Origin of the sequence: Aquirhabdus sp., assembly GCF_046462495.1 — a bacterium.
Taxonomy (GTDB): domain Bacteria; phylum Pseudomonadota; class Gammaproteobacteria; order Pseudomonadales; family Moraxellaceae; genus Aquirhabdus.
Map to the genome: position 1 here is coordinate 14529 of NZ_JBKGVE010000001.1, position 26504 is coordinate 41032.

The following is a 26504-nucleotide window of genomic DNA, read 5'->3' on the forward strand; positions in this document are numbered from 1 at the left end:
AGATAGTTAGACTTGTATAGCCGATGGAATACCCTTATTCGGCACCATCGGGTACAAATACATAGCCGACACCCCATACGGTTTGGATATAGCGTGCACGTGCAGGATTTTCTTCAATCAAACGTCGCAGTCGTGAAACCTGTACATCAATGGATCGCTCCATCGCCCCCCACTCACGTCCACGAGCAAGATTCATCAGCTTATCGCGAGTTAAGGGTTCCCGTGGATGTTGTACGAGTGCCTTTAATACGGCAAATTCACCCGTTGTGAGCGTCACGACTTCGCCATTACGGGTCAGTGAGCGTGTAGATAGATCCAAAGACCATGAACCAAAGTTAATCACGGTCATCAGTTGGCTAGGTGCACCGGGCACTTCGCGGACCTGGCGGCGAAGAACTGCACGGATGCGTGCTAAAAGTTCATTCGGATTAAAGGGCTTGGGCAAATAGTCATCTGCACCAGCTTCAAGACCCGCAATACGGTCAGAGTCACTACCGCGTGCCGTGAGCATCACGATAGGGGTGTTGATATTATTGCTGCGCAAACGCTTACAGATGCTGACACCATCTTCAATGGGCAGCATAAAGTCCAATACAATCAGTGAAAATAATTCACGTTGCATGAGACGATCCATCTGCGGTGCGTCATGGGCAGTGCGAACGACAAATCCCTTGTCTTCGAGAAAGCGCTGTAGCAATGCGCGTAGACGAGCGTCATCATCCACCACCAAAATACGCTCACCGGTTGTGGTGCCGCGGGGTGCTTCATCAGCAGGTACTACTAAACTCATAAACTTTCTCCCTAGTCGGTCGATATGGTTTTGCTGTTTTCATCCATTATCCGAATTTCTTAGTCATTTCATTTGTAATCTGTGTATTAAAAACAGTCGTCAATGTTTTTTCGGCAGATGTTGCGTAAACAGCACATCATTCTAAAGAATCTTACAAATAAAATAATGTATAGCTTACATTGGGTAATATACACAACTAATTCAATGCCTAAATGTCTCTAGATACTAAATCCATACAGCACGGACGTCCACAACTCGTTGTATGAATTAAATGAATTTATGTATGCAACGGGTAGGCACTCAGCGGTTGGCACCGTATAATCGGTGCTTTATTTTCTTTCGGAACACCGCTGTATGACTGCGCCCGATAACTTGCTTGATGAAAACCAAGCACCTGATGTGACCCAAAACGTGAGTGTAGAGCCTGCACTTGAGCCTCTTGCAGAGCAATCTACACCGACTGAAGCAATCCAAGAACCTGCTGTGACCGCAGCGCCTGAAGAAGCGCAAGCGATTGATACGGCAGCGCCTGCAACAGAAGCGCCAATCACGCGTTCTGAAAAAGTGCTTACAGTGACCACGACTGCGACTGAGTCTGCCCCTAAACTCCGTTTAAAATCAGATGCTGAGTTGATTGCTCAAATTGCCGGTGAACTCAGTGTACGTCCTGAACAAGTCGCTGCTGCGGTAGCTTTGCTGGATGAAGGTTCTACCGTACCGTTCATTGCACGTTATCGTAAAGAAGCTCATGGCTTAGATGATGCACAGCTTCGCGAACTTGAGCTCCGTTTGACTTATCTACGTGAGCTGGATGAGCGTCGTAGCAAAATTATCGAATCTATTCGTGGTCAAGGTAAGCTGACCGAAGCTTTACATGCACGATTGAATCAAGCAGACAGTAAAAATGCGCTTGAAGATTTGTATCTTCCTTATCGTCCAAAACGTACCAGCAAGGCACAATTGGCGAAAGATGCAGGTCTAGAGCCGATTGCGCTACGTGTATTGAATGAAGAGATTGAGCCTGCCAAAGCCCTTGAAGGCTTTAGTCATGAAAGCTATCCAGATCTAGACAGTCAGCTTGATGCGATTGGTCATATTCTGGTGGACGTCTGGGCGGCTGACCTCGAGTTGATGGAAAGTTTACGTCGTCGTTTTGGTGCTGAAGCGCAAATTGTCAGTCGTTTAGCCGGTGAAGAAAAACGCGAAGTCGGTAAGAAATTCCGTGATTACTTCGAAGCTCAAGAATCATTGGCAAAGATTGCTTCACATCGTTTGCTCGCATTATTGCGTGGTCGCCAAGAAAACGTGTTGACGCTCAAAGTTGATGGTACCAATGAGACCCATGTACAAACCATCAAAGACAAATTCAGTGTTGGTAGCGCTCAGCCTGAAAGTCGTCAATCGTTCTTGGCGCAAACCGCTGAATTATTATGGCTCGGTAAGCTGCGCCCACACTTCGAGCATTCGTTACTGACCGAAAAGCGTTTGGCTGCTGAAGCCGAAGCGGTGAGTGTATTCGCTGAAAATATGCGTCATCTCTTATTGTCTGCTCCTGCAGGGGGCAAAGTGACATTGGGCATGGATCCTGGTATCCGTACCGGCGTTAAACTTGCGGTTATTAATGCTTCTGGTGATGTGCTAGCGCACTCCGTGATCTATCCGTTTGCTCCGCGCAATGAGCGCGATGCATCCTTGGCAACTTTAGATAATCTGTGTCGTGAGCACGGTGTGGAACTGATTGCCATTGGCAATGGGACTGCAAGCCGTGAAACAGATAGTTTGGTTCATGACTTCCTTAAAGCACAACCTGACCTATCTATCACCAAAGTAGTCGTGAGTGAAGCAGGTGCATCGGTTTACTCAGCAAGTGAGCTTGCAACCGCAGAACTGCCTGATCTGGATGTGTCCATTCGCGGTGCGGTGTCCATTGCTCGTCGTCTACAAGATCCGCTCGCTGAATTGGTGAAGATTGATCCTAAGTCGATTGGGGTCGGTCAATATCAGCATGATGTGAATCAACCGACATTGGCGCGTCGTCTAGACGCTGTTGTCGAAGATAGTGTGAATGCGGTGGGTGTGGATGTGAATACTGCATCTCCAGCACTGCTATCACGTATCGCGGGTTTGAATAAAAATATAGCCCAGCAGATTGCGGACTATCGCCGTGAAAACGGGGCGTTTGCCAGTCGCGATGATTTGAAGAAAGTCCCACGTTTGGGTGCCAAAACCTTTGAACAAGCCGCAGGTTTTTTGCGCGTGGTCAATGGGGCACAACCACTGGATTCTTCAGCGGTGCATCCGGAAGCTTATCCGTTAGTGGGCAAAATTTTGGGCAACCTGAAACGCTCATTGGCGGACGTACTTGGTAAAGCAGGTGCCCTCGACGGCTTTGATCCAGCTACTGTTGTGGATGATAAGTTTGGTCTACCGACCGTCCAAGACGTGATTCGTGAGCTTGAAAAACCCGGTCGCGATCCACGTCCAGAGTTTAAAACGGTTAAATTCCGTGATGACGTGAATGAAGTTAAAGACTTGGTTGATGGCATGATTCTGGAAGGTGTGATTACCAACGTCACCAATTTCGGTGCGTTTGTGGATATCGGGGTTCATCAAGATGGTCTCGTACACATCTCCGAGCTTTCTGATCAATATGTGGATGATCCGCATAAGTTCGCTAAACCGGGTCAGATCGTGACAGTACGCGTGATGGGAACTGACGGCGAACGTAAACGTATTAGCTTGAGCTTGCGTCTCACACCGACTGAGCGTCCTGCCAAAGCCGAACGCCCCGAACGCAGTGAGCGCCCAGCGCGTAAACCTGAAGATCGTCCAGCACGTGCTGAGGGCACAGAAAAGCGGGGAGATCGTCAGGATCGCCCACGTTCAGACCGTCCTCGTTCAGATAAGCCACGTGATGAGCGTCCTCGTCAGGAGCGCCCAGTCCGTGAAGAAAAACCGAAAGAAGAAAAGATTGGCTCATTCGGTGCTTTATTGGCTCAAGCGGGGATCAAAGGCTCAAAATAATGAGCCTTTGATGTCGTAAAAAAACCTGCTTTTCATGAGAATGAAAAAGCAGGTTTTTTATTGGAGCTTCGATAGAGGTCTATCGATATTACCAGTGCTCACCCGGACGAATCAGTGTGAATGCACGTTGTACCAGAGTCGGTTTCTCATTGACAGGGGGGGCATTTTTGCCTAAAGATGCCGCCGAGCTTGGGAACATCCGATAAGCAACCGATAGGATTGAATCGTTGACCTTCGGTGCAATCGCATAGCTGAGTGCACCCAATGAACCTGCGGGGGTCGCAATACTCTTGGCTTTGCGAATCAGTGCTTTGCCGACCAGATCTGCAGCTTGGTCTGGAGACAGGGTTGGCAAGTGATCATACATTTTGGTCGGTGCGATCATCGGTGTGCGTACGAGCGGCATATAGATGGTCGACAAGTGAATATTTTTGCCTTTGACTTCGGAAGCAAGGCAACGGCTGAATGCATCAAGTGCGGCTTTACTGGCTACATAAGCAGAGAAACGCGGTGTATTGGTGAGTACACCGATCGAGCTGATATTAACCACATGACCACGCTTGCGTTCAATCATGGTCGGTAGAAGTGCAAGGATGAACTTCACTGCACCAAAGTAGTTAAGTTGCATGGTACGTTCGAAGTCGTGGAAGCGATCAACGGATTCGGAGACCGCGCGACGAATCGAGCGTCCTGCATTATTGATCAGAATATCAATAGCGCCTTCATCGGCAAGAATTTGTTTAGCGCAGGCATCGACAGCATCCATATCGTTCAAATCACAAGGATAAACTGCAGCGCTCCCTCCAGCGGCTTCAATCTCTGCTTTGACTTCTTCAAGAGTTTCGCGTGTGCGCGATACCAGAATGACATGGGCGCCTGCTTGAGCGAGTAGATGGGAAACTTTAAGGCCGATGCCGCTGGATGCGCCAGTCACGACCGCTTTTTTTCCTTTAACCGCATTACGCAGTGCATTTTGATTTAACTTGGTCATTTTCGATTTCCTCGAGTATTTTTGTAAAGTTTATTAATGAGTGCTCTCGCTTAAAATTGATTGTTTTAGGCGTGAAATTAATTTAACAATTTTTGTAAAAAATAAATAGACCAGTCGTCGGATGTTAAATATTTTTAAAAATTAAATGTTATTAATTTACAATTATTTAAATATATTTGATAAATATGTATTGTTTATTTTTTAATCGAGTCTTTGCTCTATTTTATATTAGAATAAATGCTCTAGGTATATTGGATTATTTACTCTAGGGTTTTAGATTAATTGCTCTAGTTATATTAGGTTAACTGCTCTATTTGTTGAAATGAATTAAATCCCAACTGATGGAGTCTTTGCTTCTGTCTACATATGATGTGCTTGATGCTGATCGAGTAACTACTTCTTTTTTGCATCCAATCGTTGCCATAGAGATTGGGTAGCGTATGTTGGTTCTTCTGGGCGTTTTTAATTTTGTGTCTGATGGAGACGGAAAGTTAAAAAAATGCTGTCGTTGATTCAACGCGAGTATCGGCAAAACGGCTATACTAGCGTCCATGAAATTTGCGCTTGTTTTAAGTGCTCATAAAAAATTTGATTTAATGTTCGTTCTGATCTTTAACTCGATTTTTATTAATCCATTTTTAATCTTTTGTTTTTCGTTAAATGTTGGTCTAATCGGAGAAATGCCGCGTGGCACAGTATATTTACACGATGAATCGTGTGTCGAAGATCGTTCCGCCTAAGCGAGAGATTCTCAAAGACATTTCATTGTCTTTCTTTCCCGGCGCCAAAATTGGCGTGTTGGGTCTCAATGGTTCAGGTAAATCCACTTTACTGAAAATCATGGCGGGTATTGATAAAGATTTCCAAGGTGAAGCGCGTGCGCAGCCAGGGATCAAAATCGGTTACCTTGAACAAGAACCACCACTGGACCCGACTAAAGATGTGCGTGGTAATGTGGAAGATGGTGTACGTGAAGCATTAGATGCGCTTGAACGCTTGGATCAAGTATTTGCTGAATACGCTGATCCTGATGCTGATTTCGACAAACTTGCTGTAGAGCAGGGCAAGCTTGAAGCAATCATCCAAGCGTGGGATGCACACAACCTTAATAATCAACTCGAGCAAGCTGCCGATGCACTGCGCTTACCGCCATGGGATGCCGATGTATCACTGCTATCTGGTGGTGAGAAACGCCGTGTGGCACTGTGTCGTTTGCTGTTGTCCAAGCCTGACATGTTGCTGCTCGATGAGCCAACCAACCATTTGGACGCGGAGTCCGTGGCATGGCTTGAGCAGTTCTTAAAAGGCTTCCCGGGTACGATCGTGGCCATTACCCATGATCGCTATTTCTTGGATAATGTGGCTGAGTGGATTCTGGAGCTTGACCGTGGACATGGGATTCCATACCAGGGCAATTACAGCACATGGTTAGAACAAAAAACAGCGCGCTTAGAAATTGAAGGCAAGCAAGAAGAGTCTTTTGCAAAAGCCTTGAAAAAAGAGCTGGAGTGGGTGCAGAAGAACGCCAAAGGTCAACGTGTCAAATCCAAAGCACGTATGGAGCGTTTTGAAGAGCTCAACTCTAAAGAGTTCCAAAAGCGTAATGAAACTTCTGAAATCTATATTCCACCAGGCGAGCGTCTAGGGAATATCGTTTGTGAAGTGGAAGACATCAGTAAGTCTTTTGATGGTCGTCTGCTATATGAACATCTGTCATTCAATGTTCCGCCGACTGCGATTGTCGGTATCGTTGGCCCAAACGGTGCAGGTAAAACCACACTGTTCCGCATGATGACGGGCGAGCAAGTGCCAGATACCGGTTCAGTGCGTCTCGGTGACTCGGTCAAAGTCGCATATGTCGGTCAGTTGCGTGATGAGCTGGATGACAAGAAGACCGTCTGGGAAGAGATTTCTCAAGGACTCGATATCCTGAAGATTGGCGAATATGAAATCCCTTCACGGGCATATATTGGTCGCTTTAACTTTAAGGGCTCGGATCAACAGAAGCGTGTGGGTGAGTTGTCCGGTGGTGAGCGTAACCGCTTGAAACTGGCTAAGGTCCTGCAAAAAGGCGCCAACGTGATCCTCCTCGACGAACCGTCGAACGATTTGGACGTTGAAACCTTACGCGCACTGGAAGATGCGATTTTGGTCTTCCCAGGCTGTGTCATGGTCGTTTCGCATGATCGCTGGTTCCTCGACCGTATCGCAACCCATATCTTGGCATTTGAAGCAGAAGGTCCAGAGTGGTACGACGGTAACTATACCGAATACGAAGCCTATCGTAAGGCAAAGTACGGTAAGGATGCCGGTCCAAAACGCACCAAGTTTAAGAAGATTGGTGGTTAATTAAAAAAAAGCGCTTCGAATGAAGCGCTTTTTTTTGCCTGTTGTCTATGGTCTATTCCGTCCATAGGTATCATGACTCGACACCCATTCATTGGACACAATCGCTGAAGCTAAAGACAACTCGCCGCAGAGCACGGTTGCAGCGATAATTTCTGCCAGTTTGTAGGCTTTGCCCGTACCGTAGCAATTCATCGATTCCAGACATTCTCGCTGTGTCGGGAGCCCAGTGCCACCGCCATAGGTTGCGACAATCAATGAGGGAATGGTGGCAGACATATAGTAATCGCCATTTTCCATCAGTTCGGTATAGACAAAACCTGCGCTGGATTCGGCAACATTGGCAATATCCTGCCCGCAGGCCAAGAATACCGCCGCAACGCCGTTGGCAAAATGCGCGCCGTTGCTCACAGCCCCTGCCATAAATGCGCCTAGGTTTGATAGCCCGCGCTGTTTGGATAACGCTTGTGCCGAGCAGTGCATGATCGGTTCAAGTAAGCCTGCGGGAATGGTAATTTCAGCGACGACGCGTTTGCCACGACTATGCAAGTTATTCACGACTGAATGCTTCTTATCGGTATCGAAGTTAGCGGCAAGAGTAAAGTGCTCAAGGTCGACAGGCTTTTGAGCCAAGATCCATTGGCAGGCAGCATGGGTCGCTTTGGAGACCATATTTTGTCCTGCGGCATCGCCTGTTGTCATATTGAAGCGTAGCCAGCGCATCTTGCTGGCTGCATATTGCTCAATATCCCGCAGTTTGCCACTGTGGGTTGTTGTTTCTGCCGCAGCTTTAATCTCGTCAAAATGCGCCGTGACCCAAAGACCAAAATCACGTGCAGCGCGGGCATTTTTAAAGACAAATACCGGGGCGCGTTGCATGGCATCATCAATAACCGTGGTGGTAATGCCACCTGCTGCCCGCGTAAGCGCCATGCCGCGACTATAACAGGCAACAAGCGTTCCTTCCGTTGTGGCCATCGGCACGTAAAATTCACCTTGTGCGTGTTCACCGTTAACCAGTAAAGGACCCGCAAAACCCATAGGCACTTGCACGATGCCGCTAAAGCCTTCGATATTGCCGGGCAGGGCCGCTGGTGGGATGGAGAATTGACCTGTATGAAAGAGAGGATGTCCACTGTGTTTTTCGACGATCGCACGTCGTTCGGCAGCCATTTCTTGCGTGTAATCGTTGGTTTTATTGCGCGGCAGTTTTTCGAGTGTCATCACATATCCTTATTTTGTGGTTTTGTATATATGGGGTGAAGTTATAACACCCCTTGATGTCTATGCATCATGACTTTACCTTTATATGTTCCATGCGCTAAAGCCAAAGATAGCGTATCACAGTGTCGTCTACAGTGAATTTATTGCCGCGTTGATCATTTGTTTGATGACGATCCAGCGGGAGTCGATGCGGCAACCGCAGCTTGTATCGCATCAATCACAGCCTGAGGCTGCTCATGGGGGATATCATGGTTACTGTCGACCCAGATCTGCTGGCTACCCGGATAGAGTTTAGGCAGATCCCAGCGCATTGCATTCCAGTCATTGGCAAGCGGTGAATGATCGTTGAGCGCTTTTGCAGCATTGAGAATGATGACGGGTTTACCTGTGACTGTGGGGAGGGTAAGCATCTTACGACCCGTACTGAACATGCCGAGATACTCTTCTTTAGTCGTTGGCGATGCCAACCAATCAAACATTAAACGAAAGACGAGCGGATAGTGTTCAATAGAGCCATTGCCCTCAACTTGTTTCGGGTGAGCTGAATCAACTAAAACCAGTGCTTGGACCTCTTCGGGATAACGGCGAGCAAAGTATTGCATGTAAAACCCACCCATCGAATGACCCACTAAAATATAGGGTGGCGTGTAGCCTTGCTGACGCAAGAGCAAGCGTAACTCGTCAATGATGTGATCGCCATCGCGTGGGCTTTGCGTGGTGACACTTTTTCCGTGTCCGGGGCGATTATAGGTCAGGGCACTATATTCTTTTGAGATAGTTGGAAAAACATCTGACCATTCATCAATCGTTCCAGCAATACCACTCTCAAAAACGATAATGGGTTGACCATGATGGGTTGCGACGTATTCGACTTGTCGTTGATCAAGTTGTGTCACGGTCTTGTTGGGGAGGCTTGCACAACCGATTAGAAAGCTTGCATAACCGCAAAGGAGAGTCAGTGCAATACTGTGCCAGATGCCTTTCGGATGGATTTGAACATTCACAGGATTCGACCAAAGGAAAGAGTGGAGATGCAGATCATCTTAGCAAAATAAGATGGGCATTGATTTCACCTGCTGTATTTCTTGAGTAATGAGTATGATCCCAGTATCAGGTGTGTTGAACGTGTTTTAAGCAGTCTTACAACAAAAAATGTTTTCCAAGATTTAAAAAAAAGATGGTTTATTTTTGTACAATTTTATATATAGTAGGGCGAGTTTTTACGTTATCTGCATCTAATCGCTTGTTCGAATGGTTTAAAAGTGACGCGTGTAAACATGTCTCTAAAAAAAATTAAACAAATAAAGTCTGCTTTTATCAAGTTGTCCTAACTTAACCCAATTATGTCCTTTATTAACCTATTTGAGACTCTTCAAACCAGTCATAGTAATTGTCGGTAAATTATTTTTTGGTTTCATAGGAACGCCATATCGATAAACAAAGCGAAGATCATCAATAATTAAGGAATAAAATGACGAGCACCGCTACTGACCTCAAAAGTATATTTTATCCGTCATTTATCACAGTCATCCTTATGAATGAGCTTGCCCAACTTGGGGTCGATACTCAGGAGGTGCTCAGGGTTTGTGGTATTGATGAGAGAGACTTAATCAGCCCTGCACCAAGAGTGACCTATAAACAGTTACAACGTTTCATCCATCATGCAACAAAATCTCTAGATCCTTCTGCCGCTTTTCACGCGGGTTTATCTGTGCAGATCACCGATTTTGGCATGTGGGGATTTGGGTTGCTCTGTAGCGAATCTTATCGTGATGCAATCAAGTTTGGATGCAAATATCAGTTGTTACTTGGACCCCTTGCTGAGGTTGAGTTTAGTGAGGTTGACCACCTTGCAATTTGGATATTTAGAGCAATACTCGACTTTAACAAACAAGACCGTGAGCATTTGTTTTCGATAGAGTTTCATCTCAGCACATTGTTATCGATCTTACGGATTGCATACGGGTCTGATATCGCACTTAAACAGGTGACGTTAACTTACGATGAGCCTGCACATGTGGCTTTATACCATCAGGTTTTTGGTTGTCCAGTTTTATTCAACCAACCAGTCAATACACTCAGTATGAGTGCTGAATATTTAGATAGGGTATTAATTACCGCTAATCCGATTACCAAGCAGATTGTTATAGATTATTGTAATAATGAGCTCGTTAAAATTTATGCAGATATTGGTATTGAGGCGCATATCCGTAAATTATTGATTGCACAGACTGAGCATTTTCCCGATATCGATGAAATCGCTGCAAGCTTGGCTATGCATCCACGTACGCTAAGAAGAAAGCTTGGGTTTGCAGGAACGTCATATCGGAAAATTTTAACGGATGTGCGGAAGTATCTAGCGATTAAATATCTCATTGAAACGGATTTAACACACAGTGAAATTGCGATCAAACTGAATTTTAGTGATAGTGCGAGTTTTCGTAAGGCATTTAAGCGATGGACCAATAAGCAACCGAGTGCTTACCGTCGACATATTATTGAGGGGTGAGTCCAATGATGGATCAAGGAAATTCGAACGATGACTTCGACACTTGGGATGATTATTACCAAATCGCAGTGGATCATTTCAAAAAGCATGGTCAGTTAAAGGTCTTACCCGACTCTGTACTTGGCCCATGGCTCGCCATGCAATTTGCCCGTACTGATTTCAATGTGGATGAAATTAATAAACTGCGTGAGATTCGTTTCTTTGATGCACAAGAAGCTTTTCAATTTGAAGAAATCATTAAGCAAAAAATGATTGGAGAGAATTGGACGGAGTCCGATGATCAGTTCTTACTAGATCATCAGGATTTTACGATTTTAAAACTGGCTCAAGTGCTGAACAAACCGACGTCTATAGTTCGCTCGCGTCGTCGACACTTGGGCATTTTACGGACCATTCGGCGCAGTTAAAGTTCGTTTCTGTATCTCATATATTTTTATGCTATAGCAAAAAATCCCCGATGCCGCTCCAGCATCGGGGATTTTTTTGTTGAGAGAGGTTTAGCGTCCAACCGACTTCAAGTAAGCGGCACGTGCGGCAACGCCAGTATTGGTGAAGTCAGTAAAGACACCATCTATACCTGCTTTAAAGTAAACCTGATATTCAGCGATTGGATCACCTTTAAATACGCCTGCCAGATACTTGGCTTCATTGCGGAAGGTGAAACTGTGAACAAACAGACCCGCTTGGTGCGCATTTTCAATGACGCCAGTAGAGGTCAAAGTATTCACATCAGCCAAGGTACTACCTTCTTTCCATGGAGATACGGTCCACTTCATCAATTCAGGTTTCCAAGGACCAATGCCGTCGGCATAGGTTTTTATTTCAGCAAGACCTGACGGGGTGAACATGGCCGCAAAGGTTCGCGCGTCACCATTGATCGTCCAGCTATATGGACGGGCACTGACAAAGGTATCCGAGTCATTGGTAATGAAGTTCACTTCACCGGTTTGATAGTTCACGCTATTGCCATCAATCAGCTGTACCGCTTTGGTTTTAAGGCCAATACTGCGCAGGTATTTTAAGCTGGCTGGGTCAAAGCTTTGCACATAGATTGCTGCATCTTTGCTATTTAAGTTATTGTCTGTAATTGCTTTTAAAATGGCATCTTCAAAAGGATGTTTCGTGCCTTTGCTATCGCAACCGTTAGCAATCGCCTGTGCATTATTCCAGTATGGGTTTTTGCTTTCTGGATAGATCGAAATGGTTCGTCCGAGTGCTTGGCTCTTGGCTTTGGCAATGTCGATTAGATTTTGAAAGCTGATCGGTGGATATTTGCCATTAAGGTCGCTAGGGCGTTGGTCTCGGGCATCGTATGTGGTGCCACCAATCCACTGTGTGAGTTCCGCCATGGTGAAGTCGGTAATTGACCAATCATTGGTATGATCTTCGCCATCTACGATTAAGGATTTCAATACGGATTTTGGATCTTTTGGATCGGTGAGGTCGCTTAAGTATTGTGCAGGACCATTTGCAGGAATCGCAGGATAGGTCACATTGACCAAGACGCCCGGGACGGTACGTTTACGTGCAGCAACAACAGGATTGGTCTTGGCGATGTCTGCAATATTGGTATTGTCGCTGAGCCACGGGTTATGACGCGCAACCAACACACAGTCTTTGGTTAGATGAAGATCGGTTTCAAGGGCGTCACCACCTGCATCCGCAGCTTTCTCGTAGGCAATACTGGTTTCTTCTGGGTAGAGTCCAGGTAGACCGCGATGGCTAATGATGAGTGGGGTCTGGCCTCCAAGAGTAGGGAGGGCGGCATCTTGTGCATCATCTTTATTACCACAAGCTGCTAGCGAGGCAACCAGACTTGTGACCATGATGATTTTTAAACGACTGTGCAGTATTGATGGGCGCATGCGCTTTATTCCAGATCAAGAAATTGATAAGGCTTGAATCTAGCGTGTGAACGTGTCAGTTCCGTGAAAAGAGGCTTAAGTTTCCTACCGTTTGATCATCAGCCTCCTACCATTCGATAAAAGCTGATCTACTCTGTCGTACTGGGGTTCCAAAAGGCCTGCTTCACATACGGCTTTTCAACCAAACGTGCGGTAATCCGATCAAGGACTTCAGATTTTGCGGAAGTAGAAAGCAGAGTGGCCGTGATTTCCACTTCATGTTCATTAAAGGATTCGACATCCAGATGAGCTAAAGGGTACTCGGCGTGATCCAGCAGATGTTCCAGTGTGACCATGGCATGTTTTTGTTCATCGTTTTCAACAATCACATGAAGTTGATAAGTGACTTCACTGGTTTCATCATTGATCGGTGTACGGTTGATGGTGTTGACTACGGGGCGCAGCAAGGTATTGGCGGCAAGAACAAAGATTGCGGCGAGTAAAGCATTGACAATCAAATCCGCCCCAGCACAAGCCCCCACTGCCGCAGATCCCCACAGCGTTGCTGCTGTATGAGCCCACGGACATTCAAGCCCTCCTTCATAATCGTGCCAGCACCCAAGAAGCCGACGCCCGAGACGACATAGGCCGTGACTTGAGTTGCACCGGTATTGCCGTTTAAGTGCGATGCCAGATCAACAAATGAAGCCGCAGCGACGGCAACCAGTGCATTGGTTCGCAGGCCGGCCGTGCGCTGACGATACTGACGTTCAAAACCAATAACTGAACCCAGTATGAATGCGGTGGTCAGGCTGATAAAAGAATCAAGGGAATCTGCAGAATTTAGATTTTGCCACGCTTGCAGCATGTGAGCTCTCCCTTTTTACTCGGTGTTAGTGATGTTGACGAGCAGATTATTTTGCTATCAAATCATCGATTTGAGTTATCTTACGAATACAAGATAAGAAATGAAGATAACTTATCTTGTATGTCGTACTGATGACGAGCCAAACGTTAAGCTTGTTTTAACAGCGGACCTAGAAACTGCCCAGTGAAAGAACGTTTAACTTTTGCCACTTGTTCAGGCGTTCCTTCAGCGATGATTTCGCCGCCACCGGAACCGCCTTCAGGACCTAAGTCCACAATCCAATCGGCGGTTTTGACCACGTCAAGATTATGCTCAATCACCACGATCGTATTCCCTTTGTCGCGCAGGTGATGCAGGATCTCAAGTAACTTGGCAATATCATGGAAGTGCAGACCTGTGGTCGGCTCATCCAGAATATACAAGGTCTGCCCCGTATCGCGTTTAGCCAGTTCACGGGCCAGTTTGACACGTTGTGCTTCACCACCTGAGAGCGTGGTTGCCGCTTGCCCCAGGCGGATATAACCCAAGCCCACTTGAATGAGTGTTTCCAGCTTACGCGAGATCGTTGGAATCGCATCAAAGAACACTGCAGCATCTTCAACTGTCATATCGAGGATATCACTGATATTGCGGCCCTTATAGGCGACTTCCAACGTCTCTCGGTTATAGCGTTTGCCATGACAGACATCGCAAGGCACATACATATCAGGCAAGAAATGCATCGCAACTTTCAGAACGCCATCGCCCTCACAAGCCTCACAGCGTCCGCCTTTAACATTGAAGGAAAAGCGTCCAGGCATATAGCCTCGTGCTTTGGATTCAGGCGTCTGCGCTAGTAATTCACGAATGGGGGTGAATAAACCCGTATAAGTTGCGGGGTTACTGCGTGGTGTACGTCCAATCGGACTTTGATCAATATCCACGACTTTGTCGAGATATTGCAGACCATCCATGGATATGTGTTTTTCTGCGGTGAGGGTTGTTGCACCATTCAACTGAGTGGATGCCAGCGGCAGCAAAGTGCGATTGATCAGTGTCGATTTGCCTGAGCCCGATACGCCGGTGACACAAGTCATGAGACCTATCGGTAGCCTTAAGGTCACATCTTGCAAGTTATGACCTGTTGCGCCAGTCAGGGTCAGCATTTTCTCAGGATCGGGTTTATTGCGGACTTTGGGAACGGCAATTTTTTTCTTGCCTGAGAGATATTGCCCTGTCAGTGAGTTTTCGTTGGCGACGATATCTGCCATTGTCCCTTCAGCAATGATCTGTCCACCATGAACCCCTGCGCCGGGACCAATATCAATCACATGATCTGCTGCTCGGATAGCATCTTCATCATGCTCAACAACCAGCACGGTATTCCCCAAATCACGCAGGCGCACTAAGGTGCCAAGTAGTCGATCATTATCGCGTTGATGGAGTCCAATCGAGGGTTCGTCAAGGACATACATCACGCCCATGAGACCCGCGCCAATTTGCGAAGCGAGGCGAATGCGCTGTGCTTCGCCACCTGAGAGAGTGTCGGCTGAGCGTGCCAAACTTAAATAGTTGAGTCCAACACTGACCAGAAATTGCAAGCGTTCGCGAATCTCTTTAAAAATCTTATCCGCGATCTCACCTTTGGCACCAGATAGTTCTAAGCCTTGATAGTATTGTTCAGCGGCACCAATCGACTTCTGTACGATTTCGGGCAAAGTGACATCGGCAACTTTGACATGACGCGCTATTTCGTTCAGGCGAGAGCCATGGCAAACATCACAAGGTGCATTCGATAAGTATTGCGCCAATTCATCACGGACCAGATTACTTTCAGTTTCTTTATAACGGCGTTCAAGGTAGGGGAGTACACCTTCAAAGACCATGGTGCGCTTTTGACTACGACCCCGTTCATCGGTGTAGTGAAAGTCGATTTTATCCCGCCCCGAACCAGTCAAGATAATGGCATGTTGTTTTTCATCAAGGGTTTGCCATGCCGCATCCATATCAATCTGATAGTGCTCTGCGACGGTATTGAGCATTCTGAAGTAATACGGACGCTGTTTATCCCAGCCGCGTATAGCGCCTTGGTTCATGGACAATTCAGCGTTGTTAATCAGTTTTTCTGCGGCAAAGTGACTACGGTGACCTAAGCCATCACAGACGGGGCATGCACCTGCGGGATTATTAAATGAGAATAAACGGGGTTCGAGATCGCCAACTGCACGATCACAGACAGGGCAGCTATGACGGGCAGAGAACGTTTGATCCGGCTGATTTTCATCCATCCAGCTAAGCAGTGCCAAACCATCGCCTAGACGCAGTGTCGTTTCAAAGGATTCTGCTAAGCGATTGCCTAAGTCATCGCGCACTTTAAAACGATCGATTACCACTTCAATCGTATGTTTTTTCTTTTTATCAAGATCGGTAACATCATCTAAGTCGATCAGAACACCGTCCACGCGTGCGCGTACGAAGCCTTGTGCGCGGAGTTGTTCAAACAATAGCGCATGTTCACCTTTACGATCACGAACGACAGGAGCCATCAGCATCAGCGCAGTGCCTTCTGGCATGGCTTTGACGGTATCAACCATTTGACTGACGGTTTGGGCGACCATCGGCAGGTTGTGTTCTGGGCAGTAAGGCGTGCCAACACGTGCATATAGTAAGCGCAGATAGTCGTAAATTTCGGTGATGGTGCCTACCGTTGAGCGTGGATTATGGCTCGTCGATTTCTGCTCGATTGCAATGGCAGGTGACAGCCCTTCAATGCTATCCACTTCCGGCTTATCCATTTGCGATAGGAACTGGCGAGCATAAGCAGAAAGGCTTTCAACATAGCGCCGTTGACCTTCGGCATAGAGAGTGTCAAAAGCAAGTGATGATTTCCCAGAGCCCGACAATCCTGTAATGACGACGAATTTATCACGTGGAATATCAAGAGAAATGTTCTTCAGATTATGCGTGCGGGCGCCGCGAATGCGGATATAACTTTGACTCATTATCGATTACTCGGAAAAAGCGGAGCTTGGAGACTTGAACGTTCAAAAGATCAGTTTTGATCCATTTGTTCAAATCAACCCAGCAAAAAACATCATTGATTTTGGATATCCCAATTGTGACTCAAAACGACCGCAATGTGCATAACATTACGTGAATAGATGTGATCATTGATAAGGGATTTCTTAAGTATTCATTATCTTAAATTGTAAATAATTTTATATCCTATCGATGATTCTGTGAAGGAGTAGGATTGTGATGAGGCATTACGACTCAAGTCCTTGTCGCTGGGATGTCAAATTTTAGACGACAGGCAAAAAATGATGAAACAGGCCGATATCCATACGGGACAATGCGATAGCAGGTGCTTGCGGATTTTAAATCACTCATCCCGAGTTGATTAGAAGTGGTATTTTTGAAGCAACTGGTTTACAGTTTAGCGATTCAAAAAGTGAAGACTTAGGATTAAGGGAAAAACTATGCGCGGCGTTAATAAGGTTATTTTAGTCGGTACACTCGGTCGAGATCCGGAGACCAAAACATTTCCAAGTGGTGGTTCCGTTACGCAGTTTTCGATTGCGACCAGTGAAAGCTGGAAAGATAAAAATACGGGTGAACCTCGTGAAGAAACGGAATGGCACCGTATTGTCTTGAATAATCGTTTGGGTGAAGTGGCTCAGCAATACCTCAAAAAAGGCAGTAAAGTTTATATTGAAGGTAGCTTACGGACCCGTAAATGGACCGATAAAGAAGGCGTAGAGCGTTATTCAACAGAAGTGCGTGGTGACTCTATGCAAATGCTCGACAGCAAGGGGCAAAGCAATTCTAGTGGTCAGAATGATTACGAGCCCTATGCGGCAGCACCGCAAAATAATCAAGCTAAACCTTCTTCAAATAATGCACCTGCACAAAGTAGCTATTCTGCAGGTGATTTAGATGATGATTTGCCGTTTTGATATCGATAAGACGGTTATCGTTTATCTAAACGTTGTATCTGTGTGCCTTTGGAAGCAATAGATAGTTAGAAGCATATAAAACCAAACAGCCTTCTCTAAACGACAAAGATTAGAGAGGGCTGTTTTTTTGAGTAGAGATATCGTTTTCTACGTCGTTGTGTATTACAGAGTGCTTACTCTCTTTGCCATCTTGGCTAGCGGTCGTTTTATATAGCAATAGGTATTTCCTAAGATATAAGACTTTCCATCTCTCTATTTTTCAACTCAACATCAGTGTCTATGCCTGCATTAAAGTTGGTCAGTACTCTAATCGACATTCTTGTACCGGTTAATCGTGATCGACATTAAATCTCATATTTAGTTGTGTTATTTGTTTTGTTTAATTGTGATGAAGTTGTCGAAATTAATAGACAGACCGGTCTGTATTAATAAAAATAAATTAAGATAATCTTAATGTTAAAAGATCATTAACTAAACTAACTTATACAGTTATCAATTTAATGATTCTCGTAGTCTTAATGCTGCTATTACAGGTTGTCTGCTTGTATTGCATATGTGAACTTTAAAAAATCAAGAAACAGCTAACCTATATGATGTAAATCAGATCAGAAGATTTTAAGTCAGTAATGAGGTGTTAATCGATTTGATTCATGTCTGGTGCTGCTGAGAGAGTTAAATTGTGGAGATAGTCTCCTTAATTTAAAGTGCAAATAAGAGGTTTTGTCTGATGTGTGTATAAATGAAAATTATAATATAGATTTATTTTTAGCCTTTTGATATTATGTCTTAGCGGAGTTTTTTGGTCTCTATATATATTCGCTATAATTAAACAAGTAGATCAAAAAAATCAAATGACTTTATTGGCTGTTTTAAGTGAAGGGGAGATGTTATGAGTACTGATTTAAGTCAATTATCGGTTGCGGAACTTGAGCGTGTCATTAATCAGGCCAAAAGCTTGGTTGAGGTGAAGCAGGTTGATGCCATTAAAAATGGTTATGCACAAATTGAAGCAATTGCAGCAAGTTTAAATATGACGCTGGATGAGTTAGTTGAAGCGGGTCGTACCCGTGGATCACGCCGTACGTCAACTGTGCGTAAGCCAGTAGAGGCACGTTATCGCAACCCACAGAATCCTGCAGAAGCATGGACTGGCCGCGGCAAACCGCCACGTTGGCTTGCGGCAAAAATTAATGCAGGTGCCAAGAAAGAAGACTTCTTGATCTAAACGTCCTGATTTTATCCTGTGATGTCTGAAAAAAAACGCCCGATCTTTCGGGTGTTTTTTTACCTGTAGGTTTATAAAAAAATGAGATAAGGATATGGTTACCGTTCTAAATGGATCGATTTGTTGTTTTAATGAGCGATTTGCTGTTGTAGTTTAGTGTTGATCGGCAACTGATAGGCAAATCTTCCTGTCGCAGGGATTTTGTTTGTCATAATTATTGCGCATAATCAGGGATTATTTTGAATTCATATTGGATGAGTGGTTTGTGACTCGAGTTGCGCAAATAGGGAAGAAAAATAGGCCGAGCTGGCGTTGGTGGATTCTGGCGGCAGTGTTGTTGTCATTTTTTATCATGCTGCAATTACCTGCAGCATGGATTTTAGCGCGAGCATTACCGAATAACCCTTATCTTGATAATGTGAGCGGAAACATCTGGCGTGGCCAAGGGGATTGGCATTATCAAAATGTACAGGGCGTTGTGTCCTGGCAAGTGCGCCCGTGGATGTTTCTGTTGTTACGCCTGAGTGCAGATGTCGATATTAAAACAGGCGATACGCATCTTCATGGCATATTGACCCGCAGCTCGAAACGTTTGCAAGTCGATGGGCTCAGTGGACGAATTGAGTCTGATACGTTGCAAGCCTTGATGCCGTGGCAATGGCCAGCAAGTCCAGTTATTTTTAAAGACATCGCCTTTGTTCAACAAGATATGAAAGGGTTCTCATCGGTTCAGGGTGAGCTTAACTGGGGTGGTGGGCTCATTGGCTATCCTTATGAAGGTCATACCGAACGCGCCACTTTACCCCCGCTACGCGGTGTATTAAACGATGATCACGATCGTCTGCATCTTGCAATGACCAATGGACAGAAAGAGCGGATGGGTGATTTGTATTTGTCGACAAACAGCGCTACTCAAAAAGACATGATGCTGGATGTGCAACTCACACAGCGCCTATTGCTCAATGTTGCGGGCTATCATGGACAAGCAGGATTGGATACGGCAGTGATTTCAACACGGCAGCCTTTAGCAGCACTAGGGGCAGCACAATGATCAAACGCTTTGTCAAACATCGCCCATCTTTTACGCGTCCCCGATTTGATCTTACAAAAACTGATTCGATTGCTCCGTGGATATTGTTTATCTTGGTGGGCTGGTTATGTTGGCAATTGGCCAGTTTATTCTGGCTTATGCTCAATCCTCCAACGGCACCTGTGGCGCGTATGGTTGCATTGGGTGGGAATGCATCTGCCAATATCCCAAATATCATTGGTTTTAAATTGTTTGCAGAAAATAGTGTCAGCACCGATGTGCAGTCCAATGTCCCTATGCATTTAGAGGGCGTATTTGTAGCGCAGCCAGCCAGCCAATCTGCTGCGGTGATTAATGTCAATAATGTCTCAACTCGCTATCGTGTTGGGCAGCAAATTGATGGCACGAATTATCAGCTCGCTGCGGTTAGTTGGAATGTGGTATCACTGCAGTTGAGTGATGGCTCGATGCAACAGCTCAAGTTTGGTGATGCCAATGCTTCGGGAATCAGTAATGACCCTGTGCAGCCCAATCAAGGGATTGTTGCAGTTGCCCCTCCGCCAGCAGTTGTTCCACCTCGTGCGGCGATGAATCCTGCCCAGCAAGCACAGGCTGCGCTTGGCGATGCGGTGCGCCAGTTGAAAGAAAATCCAAATGGCTATATTGGTCAGATGGGTCTGGTTGCCTCGGGTGCAGGGAAAGGGTATGAGGTGACGAATAATGTGCCTGCAAATATCCGCTCGCAATTGGGTCTGCGTACCGGGGATAAAATTATCTCGGTCAATGGACAACCTGTTGGTAATCCTGCGACTGATGCACAATTGGTGCAGCAGGTTCAGCAGAGCCATTCAGCGCAAGTGCAAATTCAGCGTGGCGATCAGACATTAACGATTCAACAAAGTTTTTAATGATTGATTTTGTTTTATGAGCGAAATGAGTGAAATCGTTTTAAATCTATAGAATTTTAGAGTTTTAGATAAGTAATATGAACAAGCCAACAACCCCTACAGTCATGGATTCACACGATATGAAGCCAAAGCAACACCTTACTCATCGCCCGCTGTTTTGGCTTGCGGTTCCATTGCTGACATCACTGGCTTTTCCCGCTTTCGGTCAGACTTGGAAGATTAATTTACTTAATGCCGATATCAATGCGTTTGTGTCTGAGGTTGCAGACATTACCGGCAAGAACTTTGCAGTTGATCCTCGTGTCAAAGGCAATGTGACCGTGATTTCCAATAAAGAACTCAATAAGCAGCAGGTTTATGAGCTCTTTGAAGGGGTGCTGAACGTTAATGGTGTAGTGGCTATTCCTTCAGGAAACACCATTAAGCTGGTTCCGGACGTCAATGCAAAGCAATCGGGCGTGCCTTTCGACTTTAGAAATAAAGCACGTGGGGATGGCGTTGTGACGCGAGTGATTTGGCTGGATAACACCAATCCCAATGATCTGGTTCCGGCTTTACGCCCATTGCTATCGCAGTTTGCTCATCTGGCGGCCGTACCGGGAACCAATGCTTTAATCGTGTCTGATCGTGCACAAAGTATTGATCAGTTGGCTGAGTTGGTGAGAAGCCTAGATGGGGGTGCAGATGATCAGATGGATATCATTCAACTGAAAGAAACCAGTGTGGATGATATTGTCGGTCAGATCGAAGCATTGACTTCAACATCCCCTTCTAAGGATCCTCGCGGATCACGTTTACGTTTAATTGCCGACAGTAAAAATAATCGCTTGTTGGTCAAGGGTAATGAGAAAGCACGTAATCGCATCAAGAATATGGTCGCCCAACTGGATGTCGCCAGTGATCGCTTAGGCGGTCTCCGTGTCTTTCGTTTGAAAAATGCCAGCGCAAAATCCATGGCGGATATCCTGCAGGGGATAGTGTCTGGAAGCAGTAATGGCAGCCGCAGCAGCTCCGGCTCTTCGGGTTCAAACTACTCAGGAAGTTCGACGAGTAGTCTGGGGAGTAGTAGTACCAGTCCAACAGGATCGACAACCGGTTCAACAGGGTCGAGCGGTTCTGGGTCGAATAGTACTGCACAATCCAGTGTGTTCTCGGCCAATGGTGTCAGTATTATCGCCAATGAAGAACTGAATTCAATTGTAGTGAAAGCAGATCCATCGATGATGCGGGAGATTTCTAGCACCATTGAGCAACTTGATGTTCGCCGTGCGCAGGTTTTGATTCAAGCAGCCATTGTTGAGGTATCCGGAACGAACGCGCAACAGCTAGGCGTGCAATGGGCGCTAGGGAATGCATCAAGTGGCGTGGGATTGGTGAACTTCAGTACAGCAGGAACCGGAACGAGTTTGGCTAATATTGCAACGGCTATTGCAAGTAAGACGTATACCGGTATTAACCCAGCGGGAGCCTTGGTTGGTTTGGGGACCAGCAGAACAAATAGCAAAGGCGAAACCAGTTTTTATGGCGCTGTGTTAAATGCTCTTAATTCCACGACCAGTAACAATCTGATTTCGGTCCCTTCTGTGATGGCGCTGGATAATGTGAAAGCAGAGATGGTCGTGGGACAGAACGTTCCCTTTATCACCGGAACGCAAGCGAGTACGACGGCGGGTGTTGCCCCTTTTAACTCGATTGAGCGGAAGGATGTTGGTACCACGCTGAAGGTCACTCCACATATTGGCGAGGGTGGCACAATTCGCTTAGATGTTGAGCAAGAAGTCTCTTCAATCGCAGCAGCCAGCTCAATTGGTGCCACAACCTCTGATCTTGTGACTAATAAGCGTTCGGTGAAAACAACGGTATTGGCTGATGATGGGCAAACCATTGTACTCGGTGGCATGATGCAGGACGACAATACCCAACAGATGGATATGGTGCCGGGATTAGGTCGCTTGCCGTTGATCGGCGGTTTGTTTCGTTCTAAAGCTAATTCAACCACAAAAAATAACTTGCTGATTTTCTTACAACCGACCATTCTTAGGGACGGCAGTAATGTGGAAGCGATTAGTCAAGATCGCTATGAACGAACCAGAATTTTACAGTTACAACTGGATCCTAAAGGGCAATTCACACGTTTACCCGCAAACGTGAATGACATTTATGCCAGCGCTGTGACCAACATTACTCCGTCATTTAGGGCAGCGTTGAATAATAATTTAGGACGAGATAAGCCTGCTGCTGTCGTTCCGAATGAATCACAGAATACAAAGCCATCCAGTACTGTCCCGGTGACCCCTGCAGCTTTGCCGGAGAAGACACCGCCGACACCAACTCAGCCCTGATCAAGCGGGCTGATTTGCGAAGTGTGAGATGGAAATGATCATCCAAGAGGGAGAGTTTCAATGTCACAATCCACCGTGGAAAAAGGGGTATCTGTAGCAAGCTTTGACCATATCCAAGCGATCTTTTTTGATCTGGATGGAACGCTAGTTGATTCTGCCGCTGATATTTTACGCGCTGTGAACTTTGCACTTTATGATATTGGCGTTGATCCAGTAACCAATGTTCAGGTGCGGCTCTGGGTCGGGCGTGGGGCAGGTCGCCTGATTCAATGTGTCCGTGAGTATCGCGGTATTGCACCAGAACGTCATGAGGAGCTACTGGCTTCCTTTATGAAGCATTATCAGGCAGATGTTTGTGTGGACAGTACAGTGTATGCAGGTGTCCGTGAGTTCCTGATCTGGTGCCAGCAGCATAAAATTCATGTCGCTTGTATTACCAATAAGCCTTATCAACCCGCTTTAAAGCTACTCAAAGCGCTAAATCTACTCGAGTATTTTTCTTTGGTCCTGGGCGGTGATAGTTTGGAGCATCGCAAACCCCATCCAGCGCCTTTATTGCATGCGTTATCTCATTATGGTTTAAAACCTGAACATGCACTCATGATTGGCGATTCACGCAATGATGTGGAGTCTGCACGTGCTGCATCGATCCGCAGTATTGCTGTCAGCTATGGGTATAATCATGGCGAACCCATTGCCGCCAGTGAGCCTGATTTGTTGCTTGATTCATTGGCAGAATTGTTATAGATTTAGTTTTGATTTCAAAAAATGACCGCACCATTGACTAACAGTATTGTATTAGAGGACATCATGATTCTTTCAACAGGCGGATTTCGCTGGCGTCGCTAATCATTTGCTCATGCCTAATGAGTTCTTATAGCGCGACCTTGCGTTGATTTTTTCAAACCCCTGATTTGAGTTGAATTAAAAATGATGAGCCTTTCCGAGTTTCAACGGCTGGTTGCAGCTGGTTATCGCCATATTCCCGTATTTCACCAACGCTTAGCTGATACAGATACCCCTGTATCGGTTTTTGCACGTTTGCGCGCCAACGGCGACGATCAAACCGCCCGGTACTTATTTGAGTCTGTACAGGGCGGGGAGCGTTGGGGCCGCTATTCCATCATTGGTTTAGGTAGTGGTACAACCTTGCAATATCGCCAAGGCGAAATGCGTATTCAAAAACCTCATCAAGCGCTTGAGGTTACGGAGTGTCGGGATCCTTTTGCGTATATACGCAAGTTTCAAGCCAGTTTTAATTTGCCACCGGCGAGCGAGACGCCCGCACTGCCGAATTTTACCGGTGGTCTGGTGGGCTATTTTGCTTATGATTCTGTGCGCTATATCGAGCCACGATTGAAGAATGTGCCGGCACAGGATCCGATCAATCTACCAGATATCTGGTTGATGGTTTCAGATACGGTGATTGTGTTTGATAGCTTACGCGATACCTTGTCATTGATCACCCATGCCGACAGTAGCGAGCCCGATGCCTATCAAAATGCTATTGCACGATTAGAGACATTGGAGACGCTACTGGCTGCACCACTTGATCTTAAAGCAAAGCCACATACCGCTCCTGTTTTTGTATCGCATACGGGCGATGAAAAATTCAAGCAGGATGTCGCGCGGATACAGGAATATATCAAAGCTGGCGATGTCATGCAGGTTGTACCGAGTCAGCGCATGACCAGCGACTTTGATGGTGATGCGTTATCTGTGTATCGCGCGTTACGGCATTTGAATCCGTCGCCTTATATGTTCTTGGTGGATGGTGTTACTTTGCCTGACACCAAGAGTGCTGCAAAGCCTTTTCAATTAGTGGGCTCTTCACCAGAAATCTTGACGCGTCTGGAAAATGGAATTGTGACAGTGCGTCCGCTTGCAGGAACGAGACCTCGAGGTAAAACCCCTGAGGAAGAAGCCGATCTTGAAGCGAATCTATTGGCGGATGGCAAAGAGATCGCTGAGCATTTGATGCTGATTGATTTGGGTCGGAATGATGTGGGCCGTGTGAGTCAAATTGGGCAAGTGAAGGTCACCGAGCGGATGAGCATTGAGAAGTATTCACATGTGATGCATATCGTGTCGAATGTGGAAGGGAAGGTGCGTCCAGAGCTGGATGCTTTAGATGTGTTTAAAGCCACCTTTCCTGCGGGAACCTTGTCTGGAGCACCGAAGATTCGTGCAATGGAGATCATTGATGAATTGGAACCGGTAAAACGCGGTGTATTCGGCGGGGCAGTGGGCTATTTAGGATGGCATGGTGAGATGGATACCGCCATCGCAATTCGTACTGCGGTCATCACTGGTGGGCAAGTTCATGTGCAGGCCGGTGCGGGGGTGGTTGCGGACTCAATTCCAGTTAGTGAATGGAATGAAACGCTTATTAAAGCTCAAGCCGTGATCAGAGCGGTTGAATTATCGGCAAACGGACTGGTTTTTTAGTTTTTTTGAAAAAACGGGGTTGTAAGATTAAAACTCTCTGCTACAATGCACGCCGCTTCGATGCAGTTATTGATGTGTACTTTTAGCCGGTATAGCTCAGCTGGTAGAGCAACTGACTTGTAATCAGTAGGTCCCGAGTTCGATTCTTGGTGCCGGCACCATATTTAAGACATGTTTGATGATGATGTTGATGTGAAATAAACTGATGTTATTCAGGGCTTGTTTGAAGTTTTAAATGGATAAGCAAGTGCTGGTAATGTGGGTTTGATGTAGGTGAGGTTCCCGAGCGGTCAAAGGGATCAGACTGTAACTCTGACGCGAAAGCTTCGAAGGTTCGAATCCTTCCCTCACCACCATATTTAGATGTAGATTGTTTTAGATGTAAGTTGCCAGTTGTGCGGGAGTAGCTCAGTTGGTAGAGCGTCAGCCTTCCAAGCTGAATGTCGCGAGTTCGACCCTCGTCTCCCGCTCCATATTTGTAGATTTGTGATTAGGTTGTTTGCGGTTTGTTGATCTGGATCTGCTGTATTAATAGATTTAGTGTTCTGCTGCATAATAGCTGTTTTGTCGCATTTAGCAGTTGCGCTCTTATAGCTCAGTGGTAGAGCACTCCCTTGGTAAGGGAGAGGTCTCCAGTTCAAATCTGGATAAGAGCTCCATTATTTGTTGGTCGTACTGATAAATAGTGAGTTTGTTGAATATTGTTGTAACGGGCAGGCCTAGTGCCTGCTTATTGTTTTGTGTGAAAGATTTGTGTTGTTAGATTGAGATTTGATGTTTGTTGGGTGGTAAATTGCAGTTGGCAATCATGCCAGTATTGCAACGAATTTTCTAAATAAGCCGGATAGTTGACATCCGACGTGAACGAGGGAGACTCTCATGGCCAAGGCCAAGTTTGAACGTAACAAGCCGCACGTTAACGTCGGCACCATCGGTCACGTTGACCATGGTAAAACCACACTGACTGCTGCAATCAGCTTGAACTGTGCAAAAGCTTACGGCGGTGACGTCAAAGCATTG

18 protein-coding genes, 4 tRNA genes and 1 pseudogene are annotated in these 26504 nt (G+C 46.0%); 16 read left to right on the forward strand and 7 right to left on the reverse strand.

All coding sequences use genetic code 11. The annotated features are described in order from the left end of the window. Positions 1-34: 34 nt before the first annotated feature. Positions 35-790 (reverse strand): two-component system response regulator OmpR, encoded by a 756-nt coding sequence (gene ompR, locus ACLHG7_RS00070; protein WP_114899498.1) that lies wholly within the window; start codon positions 788-790, stop codon positions 35-37. 354 nt (positions 791-1144) lie between these two features. Here ompR and ACLHG7_RS00075 point away from each other — a divergent pair, with 354 nt between their 5' ends. Further along, positions 1145-3814 (forward strand): helix-hairpin-helix domain-containing protein, encoded by a 2670-nt coding sequence (locus tag ACLHG7_RS00075; RefSeq protein WP_410209069.1) that lies wholly within the window; start codon positions 1145-1147, stop codon positions 3812-3814. Positions 3815-3902: 88 nt separating this feature from the next. Here ACLHG7_RS00075 and ACLHG7_RS00080 read toward each other — a convergent pair whose 3' ends face one another. Continuing rightward, positions 3903-4805, reverse strand: coding sequence for an SDR family NAD(P)-dependent oxidoreductase (locus tag ACLHG7_RS00080; protein WP_410209070.1), 903 nt, complete (start codon positions 4803-4805; stop codon positions 3903-3905). A gap of 687 nt (positions 4806-5492) precedes the next feature. On the opposite strand from ACLHG7_RS00080, the gene ettA reads away from it, so the two are divergent. Then, positions 5493-7154 (forward strand): energy-dependent translational throttle protein EttA, encoded by a 1662-nt coding sequence (gene ettA / locus ACLHG7_RS00085; protein ID WP_410209071.1) that lies wholly within the window; start codon positions 5493-5495, stop codon positions 7152-7154. Between the two features lie 45 nt (positions 7155-7199). On the opposite strand, the gene ACLHG7_RS00090 is transcribed toward ettA, so the two are convergent. Next, positions 7200-8375, reverse strand: a complete 1176-nt coding sequence (locus tag ACLHG7_RS00090) for a hydroxymethylglutaryl-CoA reductase (RefSeq protein WP_410209072.1) — start codon at positions 8373-8375, stop codon at positions 7200-7202. Between the two features lie 155 nt (positions 8376-8530). Further along, entirely contained in the window at positions 8531-9379 is an 849-nt protein-coding gene (locus ACLHG7_RS00095) for an alpha/beta fold hydrolase (RefSeq protein WP_410209073.1), read from the reverse strand. Positions 9380-9846: 467 nt separating this feature from the next. On the opposite strand from ACLHG7_RS00095, the gene ACLHG7_RS00100 reads away from it, so the two are divergent. Together ACLHG7_RS00100 and ACLHG7_RS00105 are read left to right on the forward strand one after the other, a co-directional pair. After that, positions 9847-10884, forward strand: coding sequence for an AraC family transcriptional regulator (locus ACLHG7_RS00100; RefSeq protein ID WP_410209074.1), 1038 nt, complete (start codon positions 9847-9849; stop codon positions 10882-10884). Positions 10885-10889: 5 nt separating this feature from the next. After that, entirely contained in the window at positions 10890-11291 is a 402-nt protein-coding gene (locus ACLHG7_RS00105) for a hypothetical protein (protein ID WP_410209075.1), read from the forward strand. A 90-nt stretch (positions 11292-11381) separates the two neighbouring features. On the opposite strand, the gene ACLHG7_RS00110 is transcribed toward ACLHG7_RS00105, so the two are convergent. The 3 genes and pseudogenes from ACLHG7_RS00110 to uvrA form a co-directional block, all read right to left on the reverse strand. After that, complete coding sequence (locus ACLHG7_RS00110) at positions 11382-12749, reverse strand: glycerophosphodiester phosphodiesterase family protein (protein WP_410209076.1); 1368 nt, start codon at positions 12747-12749, stop codon at positions 11382-11384. A 128-nt stretch (positions 12750-12877) separates the two neighbouring features. Then, positions 12878-13596 (reverse strand): annotated as a pseudogene (locus ACLHG7_RS00115) (MgtC/SapB family protein). A 146-nt stretch (positions 13597-13742) separates the two neighbouring features. Further along, on the reverse strand, positions 13743-16577 hold the full coding sequence (gene uvrA, locus ACLHG7_RS00120; protein WP_410209077.1) for an excinuclease ABC subunit UvrA: 2835 nt from the start codon (positions 16575-16577) through the stop codon (positions 13743-13745). A gap of 477 nt (positions 16578-17054) precedes the next feature. Here uvrA and ssb point away from each other — a divergent pair, with 477 nt between their 5' ends. The 12 genes from ssb to ACLHG7_RS00180 form a co-directional block, all read left to right on the forward strand. Further along, positions 17055-17531, forward strand: coding sequence for a single-stranded DNA-binding protein (gene ssb, locus ACLHG7_RS00125; RefSeq protein WP_410209078.1), 477 nt, complete (start codon positions 17055-17057; stop codon positions 17529-17531). A gap of 889 nt (positions 17532-18420) precedes the next feature. Then, positions 18421-18756, forward strand: a complete 336-nt coding sequence (locus ACLHG7_RS00130) for an H-NS family nucleoid-associated regulatory protein (RefSeq protein ID WP_114899487.1) — start codon at positions 18421-18423, stop codon at positions 18754-18756. 265 nt (positions 18757-19021) lie between these two features. Continuing rightward, positions 19022-19807: a type II secretion system protein N gene (gene gspN / locus ACLHG7_RS00135; protein ID WP_410209079.1), complete on the forward strand. Its 786-nt coding sequence runs from the start codon at positions 19022-19024 to the stop codon at positions 19805-19807. Beyond that, positions 19804-20694, forward strand: coding sequence for a type II secretion system protein N (locus tag ACLHG7_RS00140; protein WP_410209080.1), 891 nt, complete (start codon positions 19804-19806; stop codon positions 20692-20694). The genes gspN and ACLHG7_RS00140 overlap by 4 nt, the downstream gene beginning before the upstream one ends. 77 nt (positions 20695-20771) lie before the next feature. Beyond that, positions 20772-23036: a type II secretion system secretin GspD gene (gene gspD, locus ACLHG7_RS00145; RefSeq protein ID WP_410209081.1), complete on the forward strand. Its 2265-nt coding sequence runs from the start codon at positions 20772-20774 to the stop codon at positions 23034-23036. A gap of 60 nt (positions 23037-23096) precedes the next feature. Beyond that, entirely contained in the window at positions 23097-23783 is a 687-nt protein-coding gene (locus ACLHG7_RS00150; RefSeq protein ID WP_410209082.1) for a phosphoglycolate phosphatase, read from the forward strand. A gap of 183 nt (positions 23784-23966) precedes the next feature. Continuing rightward, positions 23967-25484 carry an anthranilate synthase component I gene (gene trpE, locus ACLHG7_RS00155; protein ID WP_410209083.1) on the forward strand — a complete coding sequence of 506 codons (1518 nt, stop codon included), beginning with the start codon at positions 23967-23969 and terminating at the stop codon, positions 25482-25484. Positions 25485-25569: 85 nt separating this feature from the next. Continuing rightward, a tRNA-Thr gene (locus ACLHG7_RS00160) sits at positions 25570-25645 on the forward strand. A gap of 111 nt (positions 25646-25756) precedes the next feature. After that, positions 25757-25840 (forward strand) — tRNA-Tyr (locus tag ACLHG7_RS00165). Between the two features lie 41 nt (positions 25841-25881). Next, positions 25882-25957, forward strand: a tRNA-Gly gene (locus tag ACLHG7_RS00170). Between the two features lie 111 nt (positions 25958-26068). Next, positions 26069-26143, forward strand: a tRNA-Thr gene (locus ACLHG7_RS00175). Positions 26144-26363: 220 nt separating this feature from the next. Next, positions 26364-26504 (forward strand): GTP-binding protein (locus ACLHG7_RS00180; protein ID WP_410209084.1); only part of this gene is annotated, 141 nt, incomplete at its 3' end.

Bases quoted from the DNA above. Each gene is read 5' to 3' on its own strand.
- ompR (WP_114899498.1), bottom strand. From the start codon at position 790: ATGAGTTTAGTAGTACCTGCTGATGAAGCACCCCGCGGCACCACAACC.
- ACLHG7_RS00075 (WP_410209069.1), top strand. From the start codon at position 1,145: ATGACTGCGCCCGATAACTTGCTTGATGAAAACCAAGCACCTGATGTG.
- ACLHG7_RS00080 (WP_410209070.1), bottom strand. From the start codon at position 4,805: ATGACCAAGTTAAATCAAAATGCACTGCGTAATGCGGTTAAAGGAAAA.
- ACLHG7_RS00090 (WP_410209072.1), bottom strand. From the start codon at position 8,375: ATGACACTCGAAAAACTGCCGCGCAATAAAACCAACGATTACACGCAA.
- ACLHG7_RS00100 (WP_410209074.1), top strand. From the start codon at position 9,847: ATGACGAGCACCGCTACTGACCTCAAAAGTATATTTTATCCGTCATTT.
- ACLHG7_RS00105 (WP_410209075.1), top strand. From the start codon at position 10,890: ATGATGGATCAAGGAAATTCGAACGATGACTTCGACACTTGGGATGAT.
- ACLHG7_RS00110 (WP_410209076.1), bottom strand. From the start codon at position 12,749: ATGCGCCCATCAATACTGCACAGTCGTTTAAAAATCATCATGGTCACA.
- uvrA (WP_410209077.1), bottom strand. From the start codon at position 16,577: ATGAGTCAAAGTTATATCCGCATTCGCGGCGCCCGCACGCATAATCTG.
- ssb (WP_410209078.1), top strand. From the start codon at position 17,055: ATGCGCGGCGTTAATAAGGTTATTTTAGTCGGTACACTCGGTCGAGAT.
- ACLHG7_RS00130 (WP_114899487.1), top strand. From the start codon at position 18,421: ATGAGTACTGATTTAAGTCAATTATCGGTTGCGGAACTTGAGCGTGTC.
- ACLHG7_RS00140 (WP_410209080.1), top strand. From the start codon at position 19,804: ATGATCAAACGCTTTGTCAAACATCGCCCATCTTTTACGCGTCCCCGA.
- gspD (WP_410209081.1), top strand. From the start codon at position 20,772: ATGAACAAGCCAACAACCCCTACAGTCATGGATTCACACGATATGAAG.
- ACLHG7_RS00150 (WP_410209082.1), top strand. From the start codon at position 23,097: ATGTCACAATCCACCGTGGAAAAAGGGGTATCTGTAGCAAGCTTTGAC.
- trpE (WP_410209083.1), top strand. From the start codon at position 23,967: ATGATGAGCCTTTCCGAGTTTCAACGGCTGGTTGCAGCTGGTTATCGC.